Here is a 17,332-nt window from a genome sequence, read left to right on the forward strand (position 1 = left end):
GGTGGCGGCACAGCAAAAACAACCAATCAATAAAACAATTGGTATCAACAAACTTGGCACACTATTGAGTTCTCAAACAACAGACACACCCAGCACCACCCAAACAATTCCGTTCAGGATCGCTCCGGAGCAACTTTCCAAACTTACCCGATCATCAGGATCACTGCAAATCAGCGTTTCCGCTGATTTCAGGTCCTCACAACCAGCCCCACCTACCAGGCACACCACGAAGGCGAGCCATTTTTTAGGCGGTTCAGAAGGGGTTTCTGTCGCTATTTTTCCGCATCAGCGGCGGCGACTCAGAAAACAATACACGCCCACCAACCGCACCGCAAATCGGCTTTCCGCGGTGGCCGGTAGCCCCAAAATCCTTGCAGGTGCACGGATCCTGGAAGCCCCCGGCGCTGGTAGCCGACCTTAGTCGCCGGATCTACATTTTATGCAGTGAGTCACAGCGGTTACTTGGGCGAACCGGCCGCGGGACTCATGTCCTCATCCGGGCGCACGTCAGCTTCCGGGTCATCCGCTGATGCCGCAGCAACCGTGCCGCTTTCGACCGTATGGCGCCCACTCCGGTCGTTATCGCCACGGGTCTTCATGAGGCTGGCCACCGTGGCTACGGCAATGGTGGCCCCGATGAACAGCAGCGAGAACCAGATGGGGATCTCAGGGACCCACAGGAGCGGCTGGCCCCCGTTGATGAAGGACAGTTCGTTCACATGCAGTGCGTGGAAGACAAGCTTCACGCCGATGAAGGCAAGAATGACGGCCAGGCCTTGGGCCAGGTAGACCAGCCGTTCCAGCAGTCCCCCGATCAGGAAGAACAGCTGGCGCAGGCCCATCAGGGCGAACGCGTTGGCGGTAAAAACGATGTAGGCCTCGTTGGTGAGCCCGTAAATGGCCGGGATGGAGTCAACGGCGAAGATCAGGTCCACGAAACCAATGGCAATGATGGTCAGCATCATCGGGGTGAAAAAGCGCGTGCCGCTCTGCTTCACGGTGAGCTTATCGCCGTGGTACTCGTCGGTGACCGGCAGTACGCGCCGTACCAGTTGCATGAACTTGCCGTCCGCGGGGTTGGAATCGTGACTGCCGAAAGCCTGCTTGTAGGCGAGGAAGAGCAGCAGCGCACCGAAGATATAGAAGATCCAGGAGAAGTTCTCGATCAGGCCCGCGCCAACGGCGATAAAGCCGCCGCGAAGGATCAGGGCAATGACGATGCCGATCATCAGCACCTTCTGCTGGTACTTCTTTGGGACAGCGAACCCGCTCATCACTATGAGAAACACGAACAGGTTGTCGATCGAGAGGGCCTTCTCGGTGAGGTAGCCGGCGAAGTACTCCCCACCGTAGGACCAGCCGGACACCATGCCGAGGCCAACTCCAAACAGGACGGCCAGGCCTATGTAGAAGGCCGACCAGCGTGCCGATTCACCAATGGAAGGCTCATGGGGTTTGCGCACGTGCGCGAAAAACTCGTAAACAAAGAAGAGGACTGTCACAGCAAGGGTGATGATCCAGATCAGTGGTGTTACCTGCATTTGGGTACTCCAAGGGTTGGCGTTGACTAATACGCCAAGGTCTCCTCCGCCCGGACTGATCCGGAGCCGACGGCCCGGGATGCTTCGCTGCATCCGTATTGACGGGCCAATCACAGACGGGAGTACTCCCCTTGATACGTCGATTCTAACGTATGCCGGCTGCACACATCCAGGCTGATCCATACAGGTGCCCGGGGCCGGTGCGGGTCCGTGGACGATAGTGCCATCCACCCCAATTCAGTCAGTCTTGGGAACTTTGGCCCTATCCGTGAGCCCAGCCCGTCCTAGGCTCGGCATAGGACAACCAAACTAGGGACAACCAAACTTGGGCTTCCACGACGACGTGACGGCCGCACCGGAAGATGGGGGCATCGTGCAATCCAAAACCATCGTGGTGGGCTACGACGGGTCGGAGCCGGCTGCACTGGCGGTCCGGTGGGCCGCAAAGGAGGCGACCCGGCGCAAGGTCCCGCTGCATTTGGTGCACTGCACACTGTGGCCGCTGCTGACTAAGAACCTCGGTCCGGTCCCCGGCATCAAGGACAGCGGGCTTCAGCACGCGGCGGAAAATACGTTGCAGGAAGGCGTCGATCACGCGAGCCAAGCCGCCCCGGAGGTGGAAGTCCTGACCAGCCTGCTGCCGGGGAGCCCCAGCGTCCATCTGGCCAGGATCTCCGCGGGCCAGGAAATGCTGGTCCTGGGAAGCCGTGGGCTCGGAGGATTCCTGGGCCTGCTCATCGGCTCCGTTAGCCTGGAGATGGCAGCCACGGCGTCGTGTCCCGTGGCCGTAATCAAACCCGGCGAAGACCCGGACGGCCCGGTGGTGGTGGCCGTTGATGATCCGGGGTCGACGGCGGCACTCGAGGATGCCTGCACCGCCGCTGCGGCAGTAGCCCGGCTCGTCATCATCCACGTCCGGACCGTTCCGGCCGGCTACCGGCTTGTCCGGGGCCCTGTCGATCCCGGCGCAGCGGCCGAGGCGCTGCTGGACTCGGCTGTCGCCAAGGCGCGGGAGATGGCACCTGGCCTCGCGGTTGAAAGGCGACTCCTGACCGATAGCTCAGTACCCCGCGCCATCGTGCATGCATCCCGGGGTGCGCGCCTCACCGTCGTCGGTATCAAGGGCCACGGACTGATCACGGGAAGCATCGGCTCCACGGCGCATGCCGTCCTCCACCATGCCCAGGGTCCCGTGCTCGTCTCCCGGCGCCTGCCCGCCGCCAAGGCAGCGCACGAGTCCTAAGCCAAAACGGAGGTGGGTGCCCGGCCCTGGGACCTGGACGCCGTCGTTTCGACGACGTCCAGGTCGCGGGATAGCCGGGTGGCCGGTGGGCCGCCTCAGACCCGAATACAGGAATGCCATGGAAACCCCCGCGCTGACGAGGCCTCCCGGGCTTGTTTCAGTCCTGTCCCGGTTCTATCGCTCGCAGGCAATTCCGTCGCCGTCACGGTCCAGAGCCGACCTGTAACCGGGCTGACCCCTGTATAGCGGGGCGGCACCGGCCGCCTTCGCGGCAGTGCAATTGGCGTAGTAAGCCGCCGGGGCCGGCGCAGCCGGAACTGCCGCAGGAGCAGGTGCCGGGGCCTGGGCTGCCTTCTGGGCCGCGGCAGCGGCAGCTTGGTCTGCTGCCGCTTTGGCAGCAGCAGCTTGATCAGCCGCAGTCTTGTCCGCCGCAGCTTTGTCTGCAGCGGCCTTCGCAGCTGCGGCTGCGGCTGCGTCGGCAGCTGCCTTGTCAGCTGCCGCCTTCTCGGCGGCGGCCTTTTCAGCGGCGATCTTCTCCAGGGATTTCACCCCAAGGTGCACCGTGGAGCCCTTTGCCGCCTGGGTGCCGTTTGATGGGTCCTGGCTCAGCACCTGCCAGTTTTTGGCTGCGCCGAGGGCCTTGCCGTCGATGGTGTCTTTCGCCTCAACTTTGAAGCCAATTTTTTCCAGCTGATCGGTCGCCTTGTCCAGGGTCAGTCCTACGACGCCGGGGACCGCAACGGACGCTTCAGCCGTTGCTGTCGCAGTGGCGGCAGAGGCGGGCTCCACGGCCGCCTGCTTGCCGCCGCCGCAACCGGTCAACATGAGCCCGGTCAGCACGGCCAGGGCCAGCGTCTTGTTCAACCTGCCGGCTGCGGGCCTGATGTTTTCTTTCATGATTCCCCCTAGGCATGCGTGTGATGTGATGGTGATGGTGGGTCGAGGGCCCGGAGAATCCCGGGCAGGAGCGCCTACTCGCAGGCGATGCCGTCGGAGTCGCGGTCCAGCGCGGGCCGGTATCCGGCCTGGCCCGCATAGATCGGCGCTGCCCCGGCGGCCCTCGCTGCAGTGCAGTTGGCGTAATACACAGCGGCCGGCGCGGGAACGGGCGCCACCTGAGCAGGGGCAGCAGGAGCGGGAGCAGGGGCGGGCGCCGCCGGAGCCGGCGCGGGGGCAACTGGCGCAGGGGCCACAGTAGCCGGCGAAGGAGCAACAACAGCAGCGACCGGCGCCTGCTGGTTGGTCGGTGCCAGCTGCCCGGAGCAGTCGCCCAGGATCCGCGCCATCGCGTCGTGCTCGGCTTGGGTCACCCACAACCCGTACGTTGCCTTCACGGAAATTTGCCGGGCCACGTACTCGCACCGGAACCCCTTGTTGGGCGGCAGCCAGGTGGCGGCGTCGCCGTCGCCCTTTTGCTGGTTGGTGGGCCCGTCGGTCGCCTGCAGGTTCAGCGGGTCATTGGCGAACGCCGTCCGCTGCCCGGCGGTCAACTGCTGGGCACCCTTCTGCCAGGCATCGCTCAGCGCCACCACGTGGTCGATCTGCACGGCGGTGCTCGTCGCGGAACCGCGCACGAAACTGATAGTGGTGCCTGTGTACGGATCGGCGAGGATGCCGGCCTGCACCTTGCACGGCACGCTGTTCGTGAACGTGATGCCGGTGAGGTCCCGCTTGAGGATGTCATTGCGCGTATCGCAACCGTTCCGGTCCACATCCGCCCATGCCTGACCGAATTGAGCCCGGTCATATCCCGTCTTCGGAGCCCGCCCCTTGATGGGAAGCGTTGCCAGCAGCTCGATCGCCTTGGTGGCGTAGGCGGGCTGGGCGTTGGGCGCTGCCACCGCGGCACCCGGAGCCACGGCATTCGGGGTGTCCGGATCCAGCGGTTCGCCGGTGTCGGCGGCCGCAGGAGTGGGAGTGGACGACGGCGGCGCAACGGGTGGAGCAGTGAGGCTCGCTGTCGCGGCCCTTGCCGTAGCCCTGCTCTCCGCCGAGGCGGCCTCCAGGTCTGCGGCTGGGACGCGGGGCAGCGCCACGGCACCACCGATGAGTAGGGCGAGGGACGCGGCGATCGCGACGCCGCCGGCCTTGCGTTTCGCGGGCAGCCAGGCCCAGGAGCGCCGCCCAGTGAGCAGGACGTAGAGACCGGTCAGCGCCACGGAGATGCCCAGGAAGACCAGGGCGCCTCCAATACCGCCGCTGAGTGCGCCCAGGAGCATAAAGCTGGCGGTAACAGCTCCGATGATGAACGTCGAAGCGCCTGGATTCCGCGGCGGCTTCGGCGCCGGCGCGGACGGATCAACCCCCAAGAGGGTCTCGTGGTCGGACATTTTTCCCCAATGATGAGGAGGCCAAGTAATTCGGCGCCCCTTCTGTTTGCCGGGCCTTCTGCTAAGCCCTGCAAGACTCGATGCCGCTGAACCTACGGCCCCGTGACCTGGGGTTTTACCGTCTCCGGGATTACTCGGCAAACATTAAGCCAGTCTTGAGGGAACCTTGAGGAAGGAGCGTTTCCGGGCGTCATAATTCCGGCGGGACGATGGCTGGACGCGGCACCGGACAGCCGTTTCCCGCCGGCCCGGGCAACGGTAGAGTGGCCCGCATGCAGATGCGCCTTGAGGTTGTCCAGGTCCCGGTTGCCGACGTCGAGAGATCCAAAGCTTTTTACACGGAACAGCTGGGCTTTGTGCTGGACCACGATGTGGAGCATATTCCCGGCATGCGTGTTGTCCAGCTGACTCCGCCGGGTTCCGCCGCCTCGGTGGTGATTGGGACCGGCATGACTGCCATGGCGCCGGGCAGCCTGGAGGGCCTTCAGCTGGTGGTCCCGGACCTCCCGGCGGTCCGGGAGGAATTGGTCCACCGCGGGGCGGAGATCAGTGAGATCCAGGACCTGGGAGGGGTCCTGTTCGCCTACTTCAGCGACCCCGATGGCAACCGCTGGGTGATGCAGGGACAGACCCCGCCGGCAGTCCGGGACGCGCACAAAGCCTGACCGGGGACACCCGCGCATCAACCTCAAAGCGACCGTACCGCCCCACCCGTCCGCGACGGTTGGGGCGGTATTCATCGAGGCCAGCGCCGGAAGAGGCATTGTTTCCGGTCGCTGCCGAGGGTTCAGAAGATCTGGTAGTCCGAGTCGGCGGCATCTGTGATGAGCATGTATCCGGGCGCGTGGGTAATGGCGAATGGCGGCTTGGACTCCATCAGCGCAGCTTGAGGGGTGACTCCGCAAGCCCAGAACACGGGAACATCATCCTTCTGTGGAGTTACGGCATCACCATAGTCCGGGCGGTCCAGATCCCGAATGCCGATGGCCTCGGGGTTGCCGATGTGAACCGGGGCGCCGTGCACGGCAGGCATGCGCCCAGTGACCTGTACCGCCTTCTCCACAAGGTCAGCGTTGATGTAACGCATTGAGACAACCATTGGGCCATGCAGACGGCCGGCGGGCCGGCAGGGAATATCAGTGACGTACATGGAGACGTTCTTGCCCTGCTCCACGTGCCGGAGCGGGATTCCTTCTTTCACCAGCAAGGACTCGAACGTGAAGCTGCATCCGATGAGGAACGTAACGAGGTCCTCGCGCCACTCGCCAAGCACATTCGGAGTTTCACCCTCCAGGCGCCCGTCGCGCCAGACACGGTAGAGGGGGAGGTCTGTCCTCAAGTCCGCGCCGGAAGCCAGCGTCGTTGTCCTGGAGCCGGGGTCGGTCACGTCGAGTACCGGGCACGGTTTGGGGTTCCGTTGGCAGAACAGCAAGACATCGTAGGCCCAGTCTGAAGGTACCGAGATCATATTGACCTGCGTATAACCTGCAGCCCAACCCGAGGTGGGGACCGAAGTTCCCGCCCGGAAGCCGGCCCGGGCAGCGTCGGGGGTGATGGTACGAGCTCTTAGGAGGTCCAGGGATTTCATTTTTCCTTAGCGGATCTGTCAGGCGAGTTCGCGGTTTTTGGTTTCAGGTAGACCAAGCAATGCAAGCACCGCGATGGCGTAGCCCCCGGCACCGAATATCATGGCTCCGCCCAGCCCCCAACTACCCGCGAGGAATCCCACGAGCGCCGGGAAGAAGGCCCCAACAGCCCGGCCAAAATTGTAGGTGAAGCTCTGCCCGGTTCCGCGCAGATGGGACGGATAAAGTTCAGAAAGGAATGCCCCGAAGCCGCTGAAAATGGCAGAGGTGAAGAAGCCAAGGGGGAACCCCAGGACGAGAACCAAGGTGTTCGCACCGGCCGGAATGTTCACGTAGGCGAAAATAATGAGGGTCGAGAGGATCGAGAAGAGAAGGAACGTCTTCTTCCTCCCGAGCTTGTCCGTTAGGTAACCGCCGGAAATGTATCCGATGAACGCTCCGGAGATCAAGAACACGAGGTAGCCGCCGGTGCCCACAACGCTCAGGCCCCTTTCCGTCTTCAGGAAGGTCGGCACCCAGGATGCCAGGGTGTAGTAGCCGCCCTGAACCCCCGTGGCCAAAAGTGACGCGAAGAAGGTGGTCCGGCCGAGGGGGCCGGAAAAGATGTGAAAGAACCCGCCGCGGGAGGGATTGGCGAGTCGCCGCTCTGTCGCGGAGTCTGCATCCTTGACGTTTCGACGCACGAAAAGCAGCAGCGCTGCTGGAATTGCGCCTGTCCAGAACAGGACCCTCCAGGCCATGTCTGACGGCACGAAGCTGAATATCACTGTGTAGGAAATGACTGAGAGTGCCCAGCCGACGGCCCAGGAACTCTGGATGAAGGCCACGGCCCGTCCGCGGTATTCGGGTTTTGCATATTCAGCGACAAGGATCGCCCCGGTTGCCCATTCGCCACCGAATCCCAGCCCTTGCAGGGCACGAAACGCCAATAGTTGTTCAAAGCTGGTGGCAAAGCCGCATAGAACCGTGAACACGGCGAAGCAGGCGACCGTGATCATGAGGGTCCGGGTTCTGCCTATCCGGTCCACCATGATGCCGGCGAGGGCACCGCCGACCGCCGAAATGACGAGGGTGACAGTGGTCAGCAGGCCGGCTTGGCCAGTTGAGATGTGAAAGTAGGTACCAATCGCCACGAGAGCGAGGGGCAGTACCTGAAAATCGTAGGAGTCGAGCGCATAGCCGCCGAAAGCACCGATCCAGGCCTTGCGGCCTCGGTCTCCCAGCGTTTTATACCAAGCAAATCTGCCAACGTCTTCGTTGGAGCCGATCTCTTGTACTTTTGTCATGACGACCTCATGGATTGGGGGCATTTTGCCCGAAAAGTAGCGAAGAAATGCAGTAGTGGCAGAGGAGTTCCCTCTGGAATCTGCGGTGTGGAAATCCTTATGGACGGGGTTGTGGATGTGCCCCGAGGTGTTCCTCAGTCTAGAAGTTGTTCAACAATCTGTCTAGACCCGAATGTGGCCTACAACACTGCGGGGTACCGGTCACGCTGAGGCATGCGGTGCCCAACACGGCCGGGCATCCGCGCCGCACACCCGGGGCTTATACCCGGGGCGCACGGACAGTAACCATCGCGGGGCAGGCGAGAAATCCGGGGCCGGGGCAGCCGAGAAACCCGGGGCCGGGGTCAGTAGTTTGCGGGAGCCGGCTCAGTACTTTGCCGCGGCCCGATCAGTGTTTTGCCGGGGCCGCCGTGGATCCGCGGACCACCAGTTCCGTGCCCAGCTCGATCCGCTGCGGCAGTTCCTCATCGCCGTCCAGGTGCCGGAGCAGGGCCCGCATGGCGGTTTCCGCCATTTGTACCACCGGCTGCCGGATGGTGGTGAGGCCGGGCTCAACCCATTCGGCGGCCGGAATGTCGTCGAAGCCGATGATGGACAGGTCCTCCGGGATGCGAAGCCCGGCAGAGCGCGCAGCCCGGTAGGCACCCAAGGCTTGGTCGTCGTTGCCGGTGAAGATCGCCGTCGGCCGGTCCGGCAGTTCCAGCAGCTTGCGGGTGGCGGCCTCGCCGGCCTCTCCCGAGAAGTCACCGGGCACCATCAGGGCCGGGTCCAGCGGGATGCCGGCCCGGCGCAGCGCGGAAATGTAGCCGTCCTCGCGGGCACTGCTGCATTGCAGGTCCTCGCGTCCGCCAATCATGGCGATCCGCTTGTGCCCCAGCTTGAGCAGGTGCTCCGTGGCCGAGTAGCCGCCCTCCCAGTTGGCCGCGCCCACGGTCATCAGGTCTGGCCCCGGCTGGCCCACAGGGTCGATCAGGACCACCGGGATCCCCAGCGATTTCACCCGTTGGATCTGTTTGGCGTCCAGCTGGTACACGGCCATCAGCAGGCCGTCCGATTTCCGCTCCGCGAGGTTGGCCAGCCAAGGCCGGATCCGGGACCCGTCAAGGCTCAGGCTGCTCACCACGGTTCCGTATCCGGCGTCCTGCGCCACCCGCTCCACTCCCTCGATGATCTCCAGGGCCCATTCCGAGCCAAGCCCGGGGAACACGAGATCCACCAGGCCGGCTTTCTGCCGGCGCTTGGCAGGGCGGCGCGCGTAATCGCGACGGGCGATGATCTCCTCCACCCGTGCCCGGGTTTCCGCGGCCACGTGGGCATGCCCGTTCAGCACCTTGGACACGGTGGGAACGGATACGCCGGCCTCGCGGGCAATCTCGCTGATTGTCGCGCGCCCGGTGTCCTGTTTGCTCACCACGGAAACCACCTTTCACCCGGGTTAAGCACCCGGGGCTAGTTATCGGAAAGTTCCCAAGCCTGGATCCGGCCACACATGCCGTAAATCCTGCGGTTTTCCCGTTTTCCCATCGTAGTTCTCGCGTTCGCCAGATAGATACTTTCCGCCGTGTCCAGAGAAACCAGCTGCCGCCTGGTTACCTCCGCCTGCCGCGCTGCGCCCTCAGCCAGAAGCCCGGCCCAGTCTCCGGCCCTGGCGGACACCAGCCGGGCAGCCGCGGCGTGGAATCCTGCCAAGGCCGCCGGCCCGGATTCGAGGACAGCGTCCTTGAGTGCCAGGTACCCTTCCAGCGCCAGATCACGACGACGACGCGCGGCTTCCTCAGCGACGGCCAGCCCGGCGTCGGCGTCCTTGTGCTCCAGTGCCGCGACGCGGCGGTAAGCCGCAGGGTCGGTGAGGTGCTCCGGCGGGAAGGTCATCACGGCGTCCCCGTGCTCTGGCAGGCCGGCGTTTTGCATGACCACGAGGATCTTCAGGTCCCCCGAATCATTGATGGCACGGTGGACGGTGCCGGGGGTGAACCAGAGGACCACCCCGGGCACAAGAGCGGTGGTGGCGAACCCTCGTGAATCAAGGGTCTCGAGCCGGCCGGCTCCCGCCAACACCACGTACGCCTCGGTGGAGGCAGTGTGCACGTGCGGGGACCCGCCGGCGGCGCCGTCAGCCCCGGGCCAGTCGTAAATGCTGATCTCGGACAGTCCGGTAGCTCCCGGGAACGTCGAGGCCATGCTTAGGCCCAGGTGCCAAGGGCAGTTTGCGCGGCCGCTGCGAGCGCCGCGGCACGGCGGTGGTCCACCTCGCCGTCGGCGATGACCACCGCGTAACGGTATGTCAGCGGTTCGCCTTCGCGCAGCGGGACCTCTTCGCTGAAGAAGGGCGCCGAACCCAGGCAGGCGAACATGGAGGAGCGTGCGAACCACTGGTTGGGTGCGCCGGGGTTTGAACCGTCTTCCACGAAGGCGATGGTGGAGGACCGGCAGCTGACATCGTGCTTGCCCGTGAACGCGATCCACGGCGAGCGGGTGCCCATGAACTCGTCGGTGCCCGCGCCGTCCGGGTTGCGGAACTCCCCGCCGGTAAAGGACCGCGGACCGCGCCAGAAGAGGCCGCCGTAGCCCGCGTTGTGCCGGCCTTCCGTGGTGGGGCTGCCGATGCGGATCTCTGCCCCGGAGATGTTGTCCATCCGGGTTTCGAAGAGGATGGCGTAGGCACCCCCGGTTTCTTCCACGGCACCGCTGTCAGCCAGCAGCTGGATGTTGAACCGGCGGTCCTCCGCTATGACCGCTTGACCGTCCTGGGAGGTCCAGGTGAGGGATTCGGACGCAGTGATCCCTGCGCCGGAGTGCTCGATCCCCGTGAAGGACGTGTGGACCATGGCGCCGTTGTTGTCCAGGTTGGCGTACTCGGTGGCGCGGGTGTAGGTGGCGCCGCCCCAGAAGTTGTGGCTGCCCACGTTGGGGAGCGCCCAGGAGAGTCCCTTGTGCCACACGTGGTCCCAGGGGCGGGAAATGGTCACGTCGTCTCCGCCGAGGGTGGTGAGCGGGTGGAAGAACGGGCGGGGGCTCTCGTATTGGGCGTCCGTGGGCCGGTAGGTGTAGGTGGCGATGGGCTTGCCGTCGGCTGTGAAGGTGAGGGCTGCGCCGTCGTCGGCAACATCCAGCAGGGCAGTATGGACGGTTGAAGGTGTGGTGGTGGGCATGGCGGGAGGCTCCTTGGCAGGTTGGGGTGTCAGGCGCGGGCGGCGTCGAAGGCTGTTTCGTTGAGGGCTGTGGCGTCCAGTGCGGCGGTGCCCAGCCCGTCTCCGTCCATCCCGCCGTAGAAGGGGTGGCCCGGGACAATCTCGCCGCGGCGGACGGCCCGGCCGGTAAAGGCGGACGCGTAGATCGCGGCAGCGAGCTCAAGTGTTTGCCGGGCGGAGTCCGCGCCGGCGGGCAGCGGAAGCCCGGCGTCGAGCGCGTGGTACATGGCCAGGAACTGGGCGGAGTGTCCGCTGCCGCGCTCCAGGGGCCGGCTGTTCCAGTCGGCCCGGACCTGGTCTTCGTGGCCTGGAGCGCCGGTGACGGTCCAGTTGTCCGTGGCGTAACCGTAAAGGTGGCCCAGTTCCACGGTGGCGAACTCGCAGTCAATCCGGATGTCCGAGGTTTCCCGGGGCGAGAGCAGCGAGTTGACGATGGTGGCCACGGCACCGTTGCGGAACCGGACCAGTGCGGCGGACAGGTCTTCGGTGGAGGTGGCACGTGCCTGCCGGCCTGCAATCGCGGTGACTTCCTCCCATGGGCCCAGCAGGTGGAGGAGGAGGTCGAATTGGTGGATGCCGTGGCCCATGGTGGGGCCGCCGCCCTCAGCGTTCCATGTGCCCCGCCAGGGCAGGTCCCAGTAGCTGTCCGGCCGGTACCAGAGGGTATCGCAGCGGGCCACCAGCGGGCGGCCGAAGCCTACGCCCCCGATCAGTTCCCGGGCTGCCGCGGCGGCATCCCCGAACCGGTGCTGGAACACGCAGGAGAACTGGGCGCCGCCTTTGGCCTGGGCCTTCTCGAGCCGGTCGAAATCCGCCAGGCTCAGCGCCGGGGGCTTCTCCGAGAGCACGTGCACCCCGGCCTCGAGGCATTCGATGGCTTGATCGATGTGCAGCATGGGAGGGGTGCAGAGGTGGATGATGTCCGGCCGGGCCTCCGCCAGCAGCTCGGCCAGCGTCAGGTACGTGCCGGGAATCCCATGCGTGCCGGCAAAGGCGTCCAGCCGTCCCCGGTCCACGTCGCACGCGGCCACGAGCTCGGCACGCCCGCCGGTCCGCGCCAGGTTGTCCGCGTGGACCGCGGCGATCCCGCCGGTGCCCACAATGGCCACTTTGTATGTCCGCATGTTCTCTCCGTCGTTGCAGTGAAGTCGTTGCAGTGAAGTTGTTGCCGTGAAAGTTCAGGGCCACCCGGCGTCAGCCAGTGTTGTCGCTGCCCGGCAGCGTCTCTGAGAAAGTTTCCGGAGGTTGCGCGAAGTTTCTGGAAGCCATCACAGCCGCAATTTGGGCCCGGTTTCAACCGTAGGAAGATTTGCTCTATAGAGTCAAGGGATTTCCACCTAGAAACTAAACATAAGTTTCTGATACTTTCTTAGAAACATCTTCCGATCCTAGGAGACGCCCGTGACCAGCGGTGCCGCCGAAAAGCAAGCCCTCCCCTCACGTACGGCGGGCATGGAGCCGCCTGCCGCCGTCGGACGCTTGTCCGTCGACGATCTGGTGCGGCAGATGACCTTGGAGGAGAAACTGGCCCAGCTGGTGGGTGTGTGGGTGAACGCCTCCACTGACGGCGACTCCGTGGCTCCGCTGCAAAACGAGATGGCAGGCGACGCCCGCTCCTGGGAGGACGTGATCTCCGCGGGCCTCGGCCAGATCACCCGGATGTACGGGACGGTCCCGCTGGAACCGCTCGAGGGGGCGCGCCGGCTGGCAGCCGCACAGGAGCAGATCATGGCCGCTTCCCGCTTCCGCATTCCGGCTCAGGTGCACGAAGAATGCCTGGCTGGCCTGGCCGCCTGGAAAGCGACCGCCTTCCCCGTGCCGCTGGCGTGGGGCGCCACCTTCAATCCGGGGCTGGTGCGCCAAATGGCCGGCTTGATCGGCGGCCAGATGCGGGAACTGGGCGTCCATCAGGGCCTGGCGCCGGTGCTGGATGTGGTGCGCGACCTCCGCTGGGGCCGGGTGGAAGAAACCATCGGCGAGGACCCCTACCTGGTGGGCACCGTGGCAAGCTCCTACGTCCAAGGGCTGGAAGGGGCAGGAATCGTGGCCACCCTCAAGCACTTCGTGGGCTATTCCGCCTCACGCGCCGGGCGGAACCACGCGCCGGTCTCCATGGGCCCCCGGGAGCTCGCGGACGTGATGCTGCCCCCGTTCGAGCTGGCCATCAAGGACGGCGGCGCCCGCTCCGTGATGCACGCCTACACGGACACCGACGGAGTCCCCGCCGCGGCCAACCGCGCCCTGCTCACCTCCCTCCTCCGGGACGAATGGGGCTTCGCCGGGACCGTGGTGGCAGACTACTTCGGCATCGCGTTCCTCAACGCCACGCACGGCGTGGCCGCCGACTCCGGGGAGGCGGCAGCCCTCGCGTTGGCAGCGGGCGTCGACGTGGAACTTCCCACGGTGAACTGCTATGGCACGCCCTTGCTGGAGCGCGTGCGCTCCGGCGAGGTCCCCGAATCCCTGGTGGACACGGCGCTCCTGCGGGTGCTCCGGCAGAAGCAGGAAGCGGGGCTGCTCGCGCCCGACTTCGACCCCGCTCCCCCGGCCCTGGCTGCCGGTGCCATCGACCTTGACCCGGAGGCCCACCGGGCACTGGCCCGGGAGATCGCGGCACAGTCCCTGGTGCTGACCAACAGGACGCACGACGACGGGCCAAGCCTGCCGCTGCCGGCGGCGGCTTTGGCGTCGCTGGGCGTAGTGGGACCGCTGGCGCAGGACCCGTTCGCCATGCTGGGCTGCTATTCCTTTGACGCCCACGTCGGCGCTTCCCATCCCGATGTGCCCATGGGGATCCGGGTTCCCACCGTGGCCGGTGCAGCCGCCGGGCGTTGGGGCCGGATCCGGACCGCGGCCACCGGAACGTGCGAGGCCATCAGCGACGCGCAGATCCAGGAAGCCTGCGGGCTGGCCTCAGGCGTGGACACCTGCGTGATCGTGGTGGGTGACAATGCGGGCCTCTTTGGCCGCGGCACCTCCGGCGAAGGCAACGATGCGGCCGACCTGCGGCTCCCCGGCGACCAGCACCGCATGCTGGACCAGGTCCTCACCGCGGCCGAGGCTGCCGGAACGCGCACCGTGGTGGTGGTCCTCAGCGGCCGGCCTTATGCCTTGGGCGACTTCGCAGGCAGGGCCGGGGCGATCATCCAGGGGTTCTTCCCGGGCGAGGAGGGTGCCGAGGCGCTGTGGGACGTCCTGACCGGAGCCGTGAGCCCCTCCGGCAAGCTGCCGGTGTCCGTCCCGCGGACTTCCGGCGGGCAGCCTGGCACCTACCTGCACAGCCGCCTGGCCGGGCCGTCCGGCGTCAGCGCGCTGGATCCGTCGCCGCTGTTCGGGTTCGGGCACGGCCTGTCCTACACGACCTTCGACTTTTCCTGCCACACGGCCAGCGGGCCCACCATGACGACGTCGGGCGCCGTCACCGTGGGATGCACGGTGACCAATACCGGCCCGGTTGACGGAGCGGAAGTGGTGCAGCTGTACCTTGAGGACCCGGTGGGCGAGGTGGTGCGGCCTGTCCGCGAATTGATTGGCTACGCCCGGGTGGACCTTGCCGCCGGCGCATCGGCCCGGGTGGAGTTCACGGTGCACGCGGACCGGACGTCCTTCACCGGAGTGGACCTCAAGCGCGTGGTGACCCCGGGCCTGGTGAAGCTGCACGTTTCAACGTCCAGCAGCCGGGACATCCACACCCACGAACTCATCCTGCACGGCGGGCGCCGCGTGGTGGGCTTTGACCGGGAGATGTTGACGCCGGTGACGGTTACTCCGCTGTAGGGCCTCTTGGCTTAGGCGGCGGTGAATTTCTCTTCGACCAGCGCCAGCAGCGGGCGGGAGTTCAGGCACACCAGGAACACCACCGTCCCGGCGAGCACCGGCAGCAGGTACGTGGTGGTCATCAGCAGCAGCGTGGCGGAGACGAACAGGATTCCTGCGTTGCCTAATGAAACCCGTTTCCGGGCGCTGAAGCTGTACAGGGACAGCCGGTAAAGGTCCCGGGTCCGGAACGAGAACCGGGACAGCAGCAGCAGCGCGTTCAGGCCCGCGGTGGCCACGATCAGCGCAAGGACCACCAACGCCGGCCGGAGTGCCGGGGCGGCCGGCCCGAGCAACGGCAGCCCCGCGAGGTTAACGGCGATGACAGCCAGGACCAACAGGTACGGCAGCCACACCTGCAAGGCCTGGCCCACATTCATCCGATAGCCGCGGATAAAGTCCTGGTACACCTGGCCCCCGTGCCCGGCGAGCATCCGGTTGAACGCATACATGCACGCCACCAGGGCGGGCCCGGCCGGAACGAGCGCCGGCAGGACCAGCCAAACGCCTGCGAGCGGGGCCGCCGCCAATGCCACCAGCAGCAGCACGTTGGCCAGCACCAGCAGGGCCGAGCCCGTCATCACGCCCGCCACGGCGCCGGCCGCCCTGAACAGGGGGCCGGCACCGTACTCCGCTTTCTTCTGAACCACCAACTGCCTTTCGGTCACCACGGCAGGCCCGCTGCCGCCGTCGTCCGCCCTACTTCTTGTCCGCGTAAGCCTTGTACGCCTTGTTGGCCAAATCTACATACTTGCCCATCCCCTTGCTGTCCAGTTCCTTGACGTAGGCGTCGAACTCGGAGAGGGGCCGCTGGCCGGTGATGAACTTCAGGGTGTTCTGCTTGACGTGGTCCTTAAGCGGCGTAAGCACCAGCGTGGCCTGTTCACGGTCCGCGTCACTGAACGGCACCGGCGGCGCCACCGGCTTGGGCGTCTTGCTCTTCATGGCCTTTTGGAAGGCCAGTTCCTCGTCATTGAAGGTGGATTGCAGCAGGTCTGTGGTGCCGCCGTAGGAGAAGTTTCCGCCGGAGAAGCCGTAGTCCACGCGGAGGTCCTTGGTGCCGGCAGGGTTCAGGCCCTGGAAGTTGATGTCCTTGGCCAGGACGCGCTTGCTGCCTTCCTTGGTGTAGGTGGTGCCCTGCACGCCCCACTTGGAGAACTCCTGGCCGGCGTCGCTGTAGAACAGCCAGTCGATGTACTGCATCAGCGCCACGAAGCTGTCCTTGTCCTTCACCGAAGAGTTCAGCATGATGCCGTTCTCCAGCCGCGATCCGCCGATGAGATCCCCTGCGGGGCCGCCCGGGACCGTGATCTTGCGGACCGCGAAGTTGCCCTTGCCCAGGGACTGCTCCATGGATGTTCGGTACGTGATGATGTTCTGCGAGTTGGCGCTGATCACGAACGACTTGCCGGACGTGAACTTCTGGATGGCTGAATCGTCGGTCTGGGTGAAGCTTTCCGGATCCATCAGGCCCTCGGACACCAGCGAGTTGAAGTAGGTGACCAGGTCCTTGAACTGGCTGTTGGCCGAACCAAAGGCGAATTGCTTCTTGCTGTCATCGAACATCAGGCCGTCCACCAGGCCCCAGCCGGACACCGTGCCGAAGGCGGTGCCGGCAATGTTCAGCACACTGTTGCCGTTGAACCGGTCGGAGAAGGGCACGACGTCGGGGTGGGACTTCTTGAGCTTGCGCAGCACCTCGCGGAACTCGTCCCAGCTCTTGGGCTCGGCAATGCCTTCCTTTTCCAGGACATCGGTGCGGAACGCGAGCGTGTAGTCAGGCCAGAGTTCCTCGTGCAGGCCGGGCAGGACGTAGTACTTTCCGTCCTCCTGGGTGAGCCCTGCGATTTCAGGTTCCAGCTTCCACTTCTTGACCTTGTCCTGGTAATGGGGCATGAGGTCCACGTAGTCGCTGACCGGGAGGACCGCGCCGGAGGACACATAGGCACTCTCCTGGCCGGGGTAGGTCTTGGCGATGATCTCGGGGGCACTCCCGGAACTGATCAGGAGGCTGCGCTTCTGTTCGTAGTCGCTGCTGGGGACGATGGTGGGCTGCAGTGTGACGTTGTTGTCGGCGGCCATCTTGGTGAACAGCAGCCAATCCTTCTTGTACGGGTACGTGGGCTGGTCACTGAAGAGGAACGTGAAGCTCAGCGGCGTCGTCGCCTTGAACGTGTCCCCCACCTTGAAACTGTCCATCGCACCGTTGCGGGCCTTTGAGGTGTCCACCTTGCTGCCGGAATCTGAGTCGCATCCGGCCAACACCAGGCCGAAGGCTGCAATCGCGGACAGGCCGAGGAAGTCTCGTCTGCGGATCATGGGTTTTCCTTTCATAACGG

General features: G+C 65.3%; 15 protein-coding genes. 4 read left to right on the forward strand and 11 right to left on the reverse strand.

The window, feature by feature from the left end; all coding sequences use genetic code 11:
* A partial coding sequence (locus QRN53_RS14500) for a hypothetical protein (RefSeq protein ID WP_285244539.1) occupies positions 1–421 on the forward strand: 421 nt, incomplete at its 5' end.
* Positions 422–458: 37 nt separating this feature from the next.
* Here QRN53_RS14500 and QRN53_RS14505 read toward each other — a convergent pair.
* Positions 459–1,541 carry a TerC family protein gene (locus QRN53_RS14505; RefSeq protein ID WP_285244540.1) on the reverse strand — a complete coding sequence of 361 codons (1,083 nt, stop codon included), beginning with the start codon at positions 1,539–1,541 and terminating at the stop codon, positions 459–461.
* 373 nt (positions 1,542–1,914) lie between these two features.
* Here QRN53_RS14505 and QRN53_RS14510 point away from each other — a divergent pair, with 373 nt between their 5' ends.
* Positions 1,915–2,784, forward strand: a complete 870-nt coding sequence (locus tag QRN53_RS14510) for a universal stress protein (protein WP_350224174.1) — start codon at positions 1,915–1,917, stop codon at positions 2,782–2,784.
* 174 nt (positions 2,785–2,958) lie between these two features.
* On the opposite strand, the gene QRN53_RS14515 is transcribed toward QRN53_RS14510, so the two are convergent.
* Complete coding sequence (locus QRN53_RS14515; protein WP_285244541.1) at positions 2,959–3,681, reverse strand: excalibur calcium-binding domain-containing protein; 723 nt, start codon at positions 3,679–3,681, stop codon at positions 2,959–2,961.
* A 74-nt stretch (positions 3,682–3,755) separates the two neighbouring features.
* The gene (locus tag QRN53_RS14520) at positions 3,756–5,114 is read right to left on the reverse strand and encodes a GmrSD restriction endonuclease domain-containing protein (RefSeq protein ID WP_285244542.1); all 1,359 of its coding nucleotides are present in this window, start codon (positions 5,112–5,114) and stop codon (positions 3,756–3,758) included.
* A 272-nt stretch (positions 5,115–5,386) separates the two neighbouring features.
* Here QRN53_RS14520 and QRN53_RS14525 point away from each other — a divergent pair, with 272 nt between their 5' ends.
* A complete protein-coding gene (locus QRN53_RS14525) occupies positions 5,387–5,779 on the forward strand; it encodes a VOC family protein (protein WP_285244543.1) in 393 nt (130 codons plus the stop codon).
* Between the two features lie 122 nt (positions 5,780–5,901).
* On the opposite strand, the gene QRN53_RS14530 is transcribed toward QRN53_RS14525, so the two are convergent.
* The 6 genes from QRN53_RS14530 to QRN53_RS14555 all read right to left on the reverse strand — a co-directional run bounded on the left by QRN53_RS14530 (position 5,902) and on the right by QRN53_RS14555 (position 12,301).
* On the reverse strand, positions 5,902–6,702 hold the full coding sequence (locus tag QRN53_RS14530; RefSeq protein WP_285244544.1) for a putative hydro-lyase: 801 nt from the start codon (positions 6,700–6,702) through the stop codon (positions 5,902–5,904).
* Between the two features lie 18 nt (positions 6,703–6,720).
* Positions 6,721–7,986, reverse strand: coding sequence for an MFS transporter (locus tag QRN53_RS14535; protein WP_285244545.1), 1,266 nt, complete (start codon positions 7,984–7,986; stop codon positions 6,721–6,723).
* 388 nt (positions 7,987–8,374) lie between these two features.
* Positions 8,375–9,400, reverse strand: a complete 1,026-nt coding sequence (locus QRN53_RS14540) for a LacI family DNA-binding transcriptional regulator (RefSeq protein ID WP_285244546.1) — start codon at positions 9,398–9,400, stop codon at positions 8,375–8,377.
* Positions 9,401–9,435: 35 nt separating this feature from the next.
* A complete protein-coding gene (locus QRN53_RS14545) occupies positions 9,436–10,167 on the reverse strand; it encodes a cupin domain-containing protein (protein WP_285244547.1) in 732 nt (243 codons plus the stop codon).
* 2 nt (positions 10,168–10,169) lie between these two features.
* The gene (locus QRN53_RS14550; RefSeq protein WP_285244548.1) at positions 10,170–11,138 is read right to left on the reverse strand and encodes a DUF6807 domain-containing protein; all 969 of its coding nucleotides are present in this window, start codon (positions 11,136–11,138) and stop codon (positions 10,170–10,172) included.
* Positions 11,139–11,167: 29 nt separating this feature from the next.
* Positions 11,168–12,301 (reverse strand): Gfo/Idh/MocA family protein, encoded by a 1,134-nt coding sequence (locus QRN53_RS14555; protein ID WP_285244549.1) that lies wholly within the window; start codon positions 12,299–12,301, stop codon positions 11,168–11,170.
* Between the two features lie 277 nt (positions 12,302–12,578).
* Here QRN53_RS14555 and QRN53_RS14560 point away from each other — a divergent pair, with 277 nt between their 5' ends.
* Entirely contained in the window at positions 12,579–14,954 is a 2,376-nt protein-coding gene (locus tag QRN53_RS14560; RefSeq protein ID WP_285244550.1) for a glycoside hydrolase family 3 N-terminal domain-containing protein, read from the forward strand.
* 11 nt (positions 14,955–14,965) lie between these two features.
* Here the strand turns inward: QRN53_RS14560 and QRN53_RS14565 are convergent, their stop codons facing one another.
* Together QRN53_RS14565 and QRN53_RS14570 are read right to left on the reverse strand one after the other, a co-directional pair.
* Positions 14,966–15,643, reverse strand: coding sequence for a DUF624 domain-containing protein (locus QRN53_RS14565; protein WP_285244551.1), 678 nt, complete (start codon positions 15,641–15,643; stop codon positions 14,966–14,968).
* A gap of 49 nt (positions 15,644–15,692) precedes the next feature.
* Positions 15,693–17,327 (reverse strand): ABC transporter substrate-binding protein, encoded by a 1,635-nt coding sequence (locus QRN53_RS14570; RefSeq protein ID WP_350224175.1) that lies wholly within the window; start codon positions 17,325–17,327, stop codon positions 15,693–15,695.
* Between the last annotated feature and the right edge of the window lie 5 nt (positions 17,328–17,332).

Source organism: Pseudarthrobacter sp. fls2-241-R2A-127 (assembly GCF_030209355.1).
Taxonomy (GTDB): Bacteria; Actinomycetota; Actinomycetes; order Actinomycetales; family Micrococcaceae; genus Arthrobacter.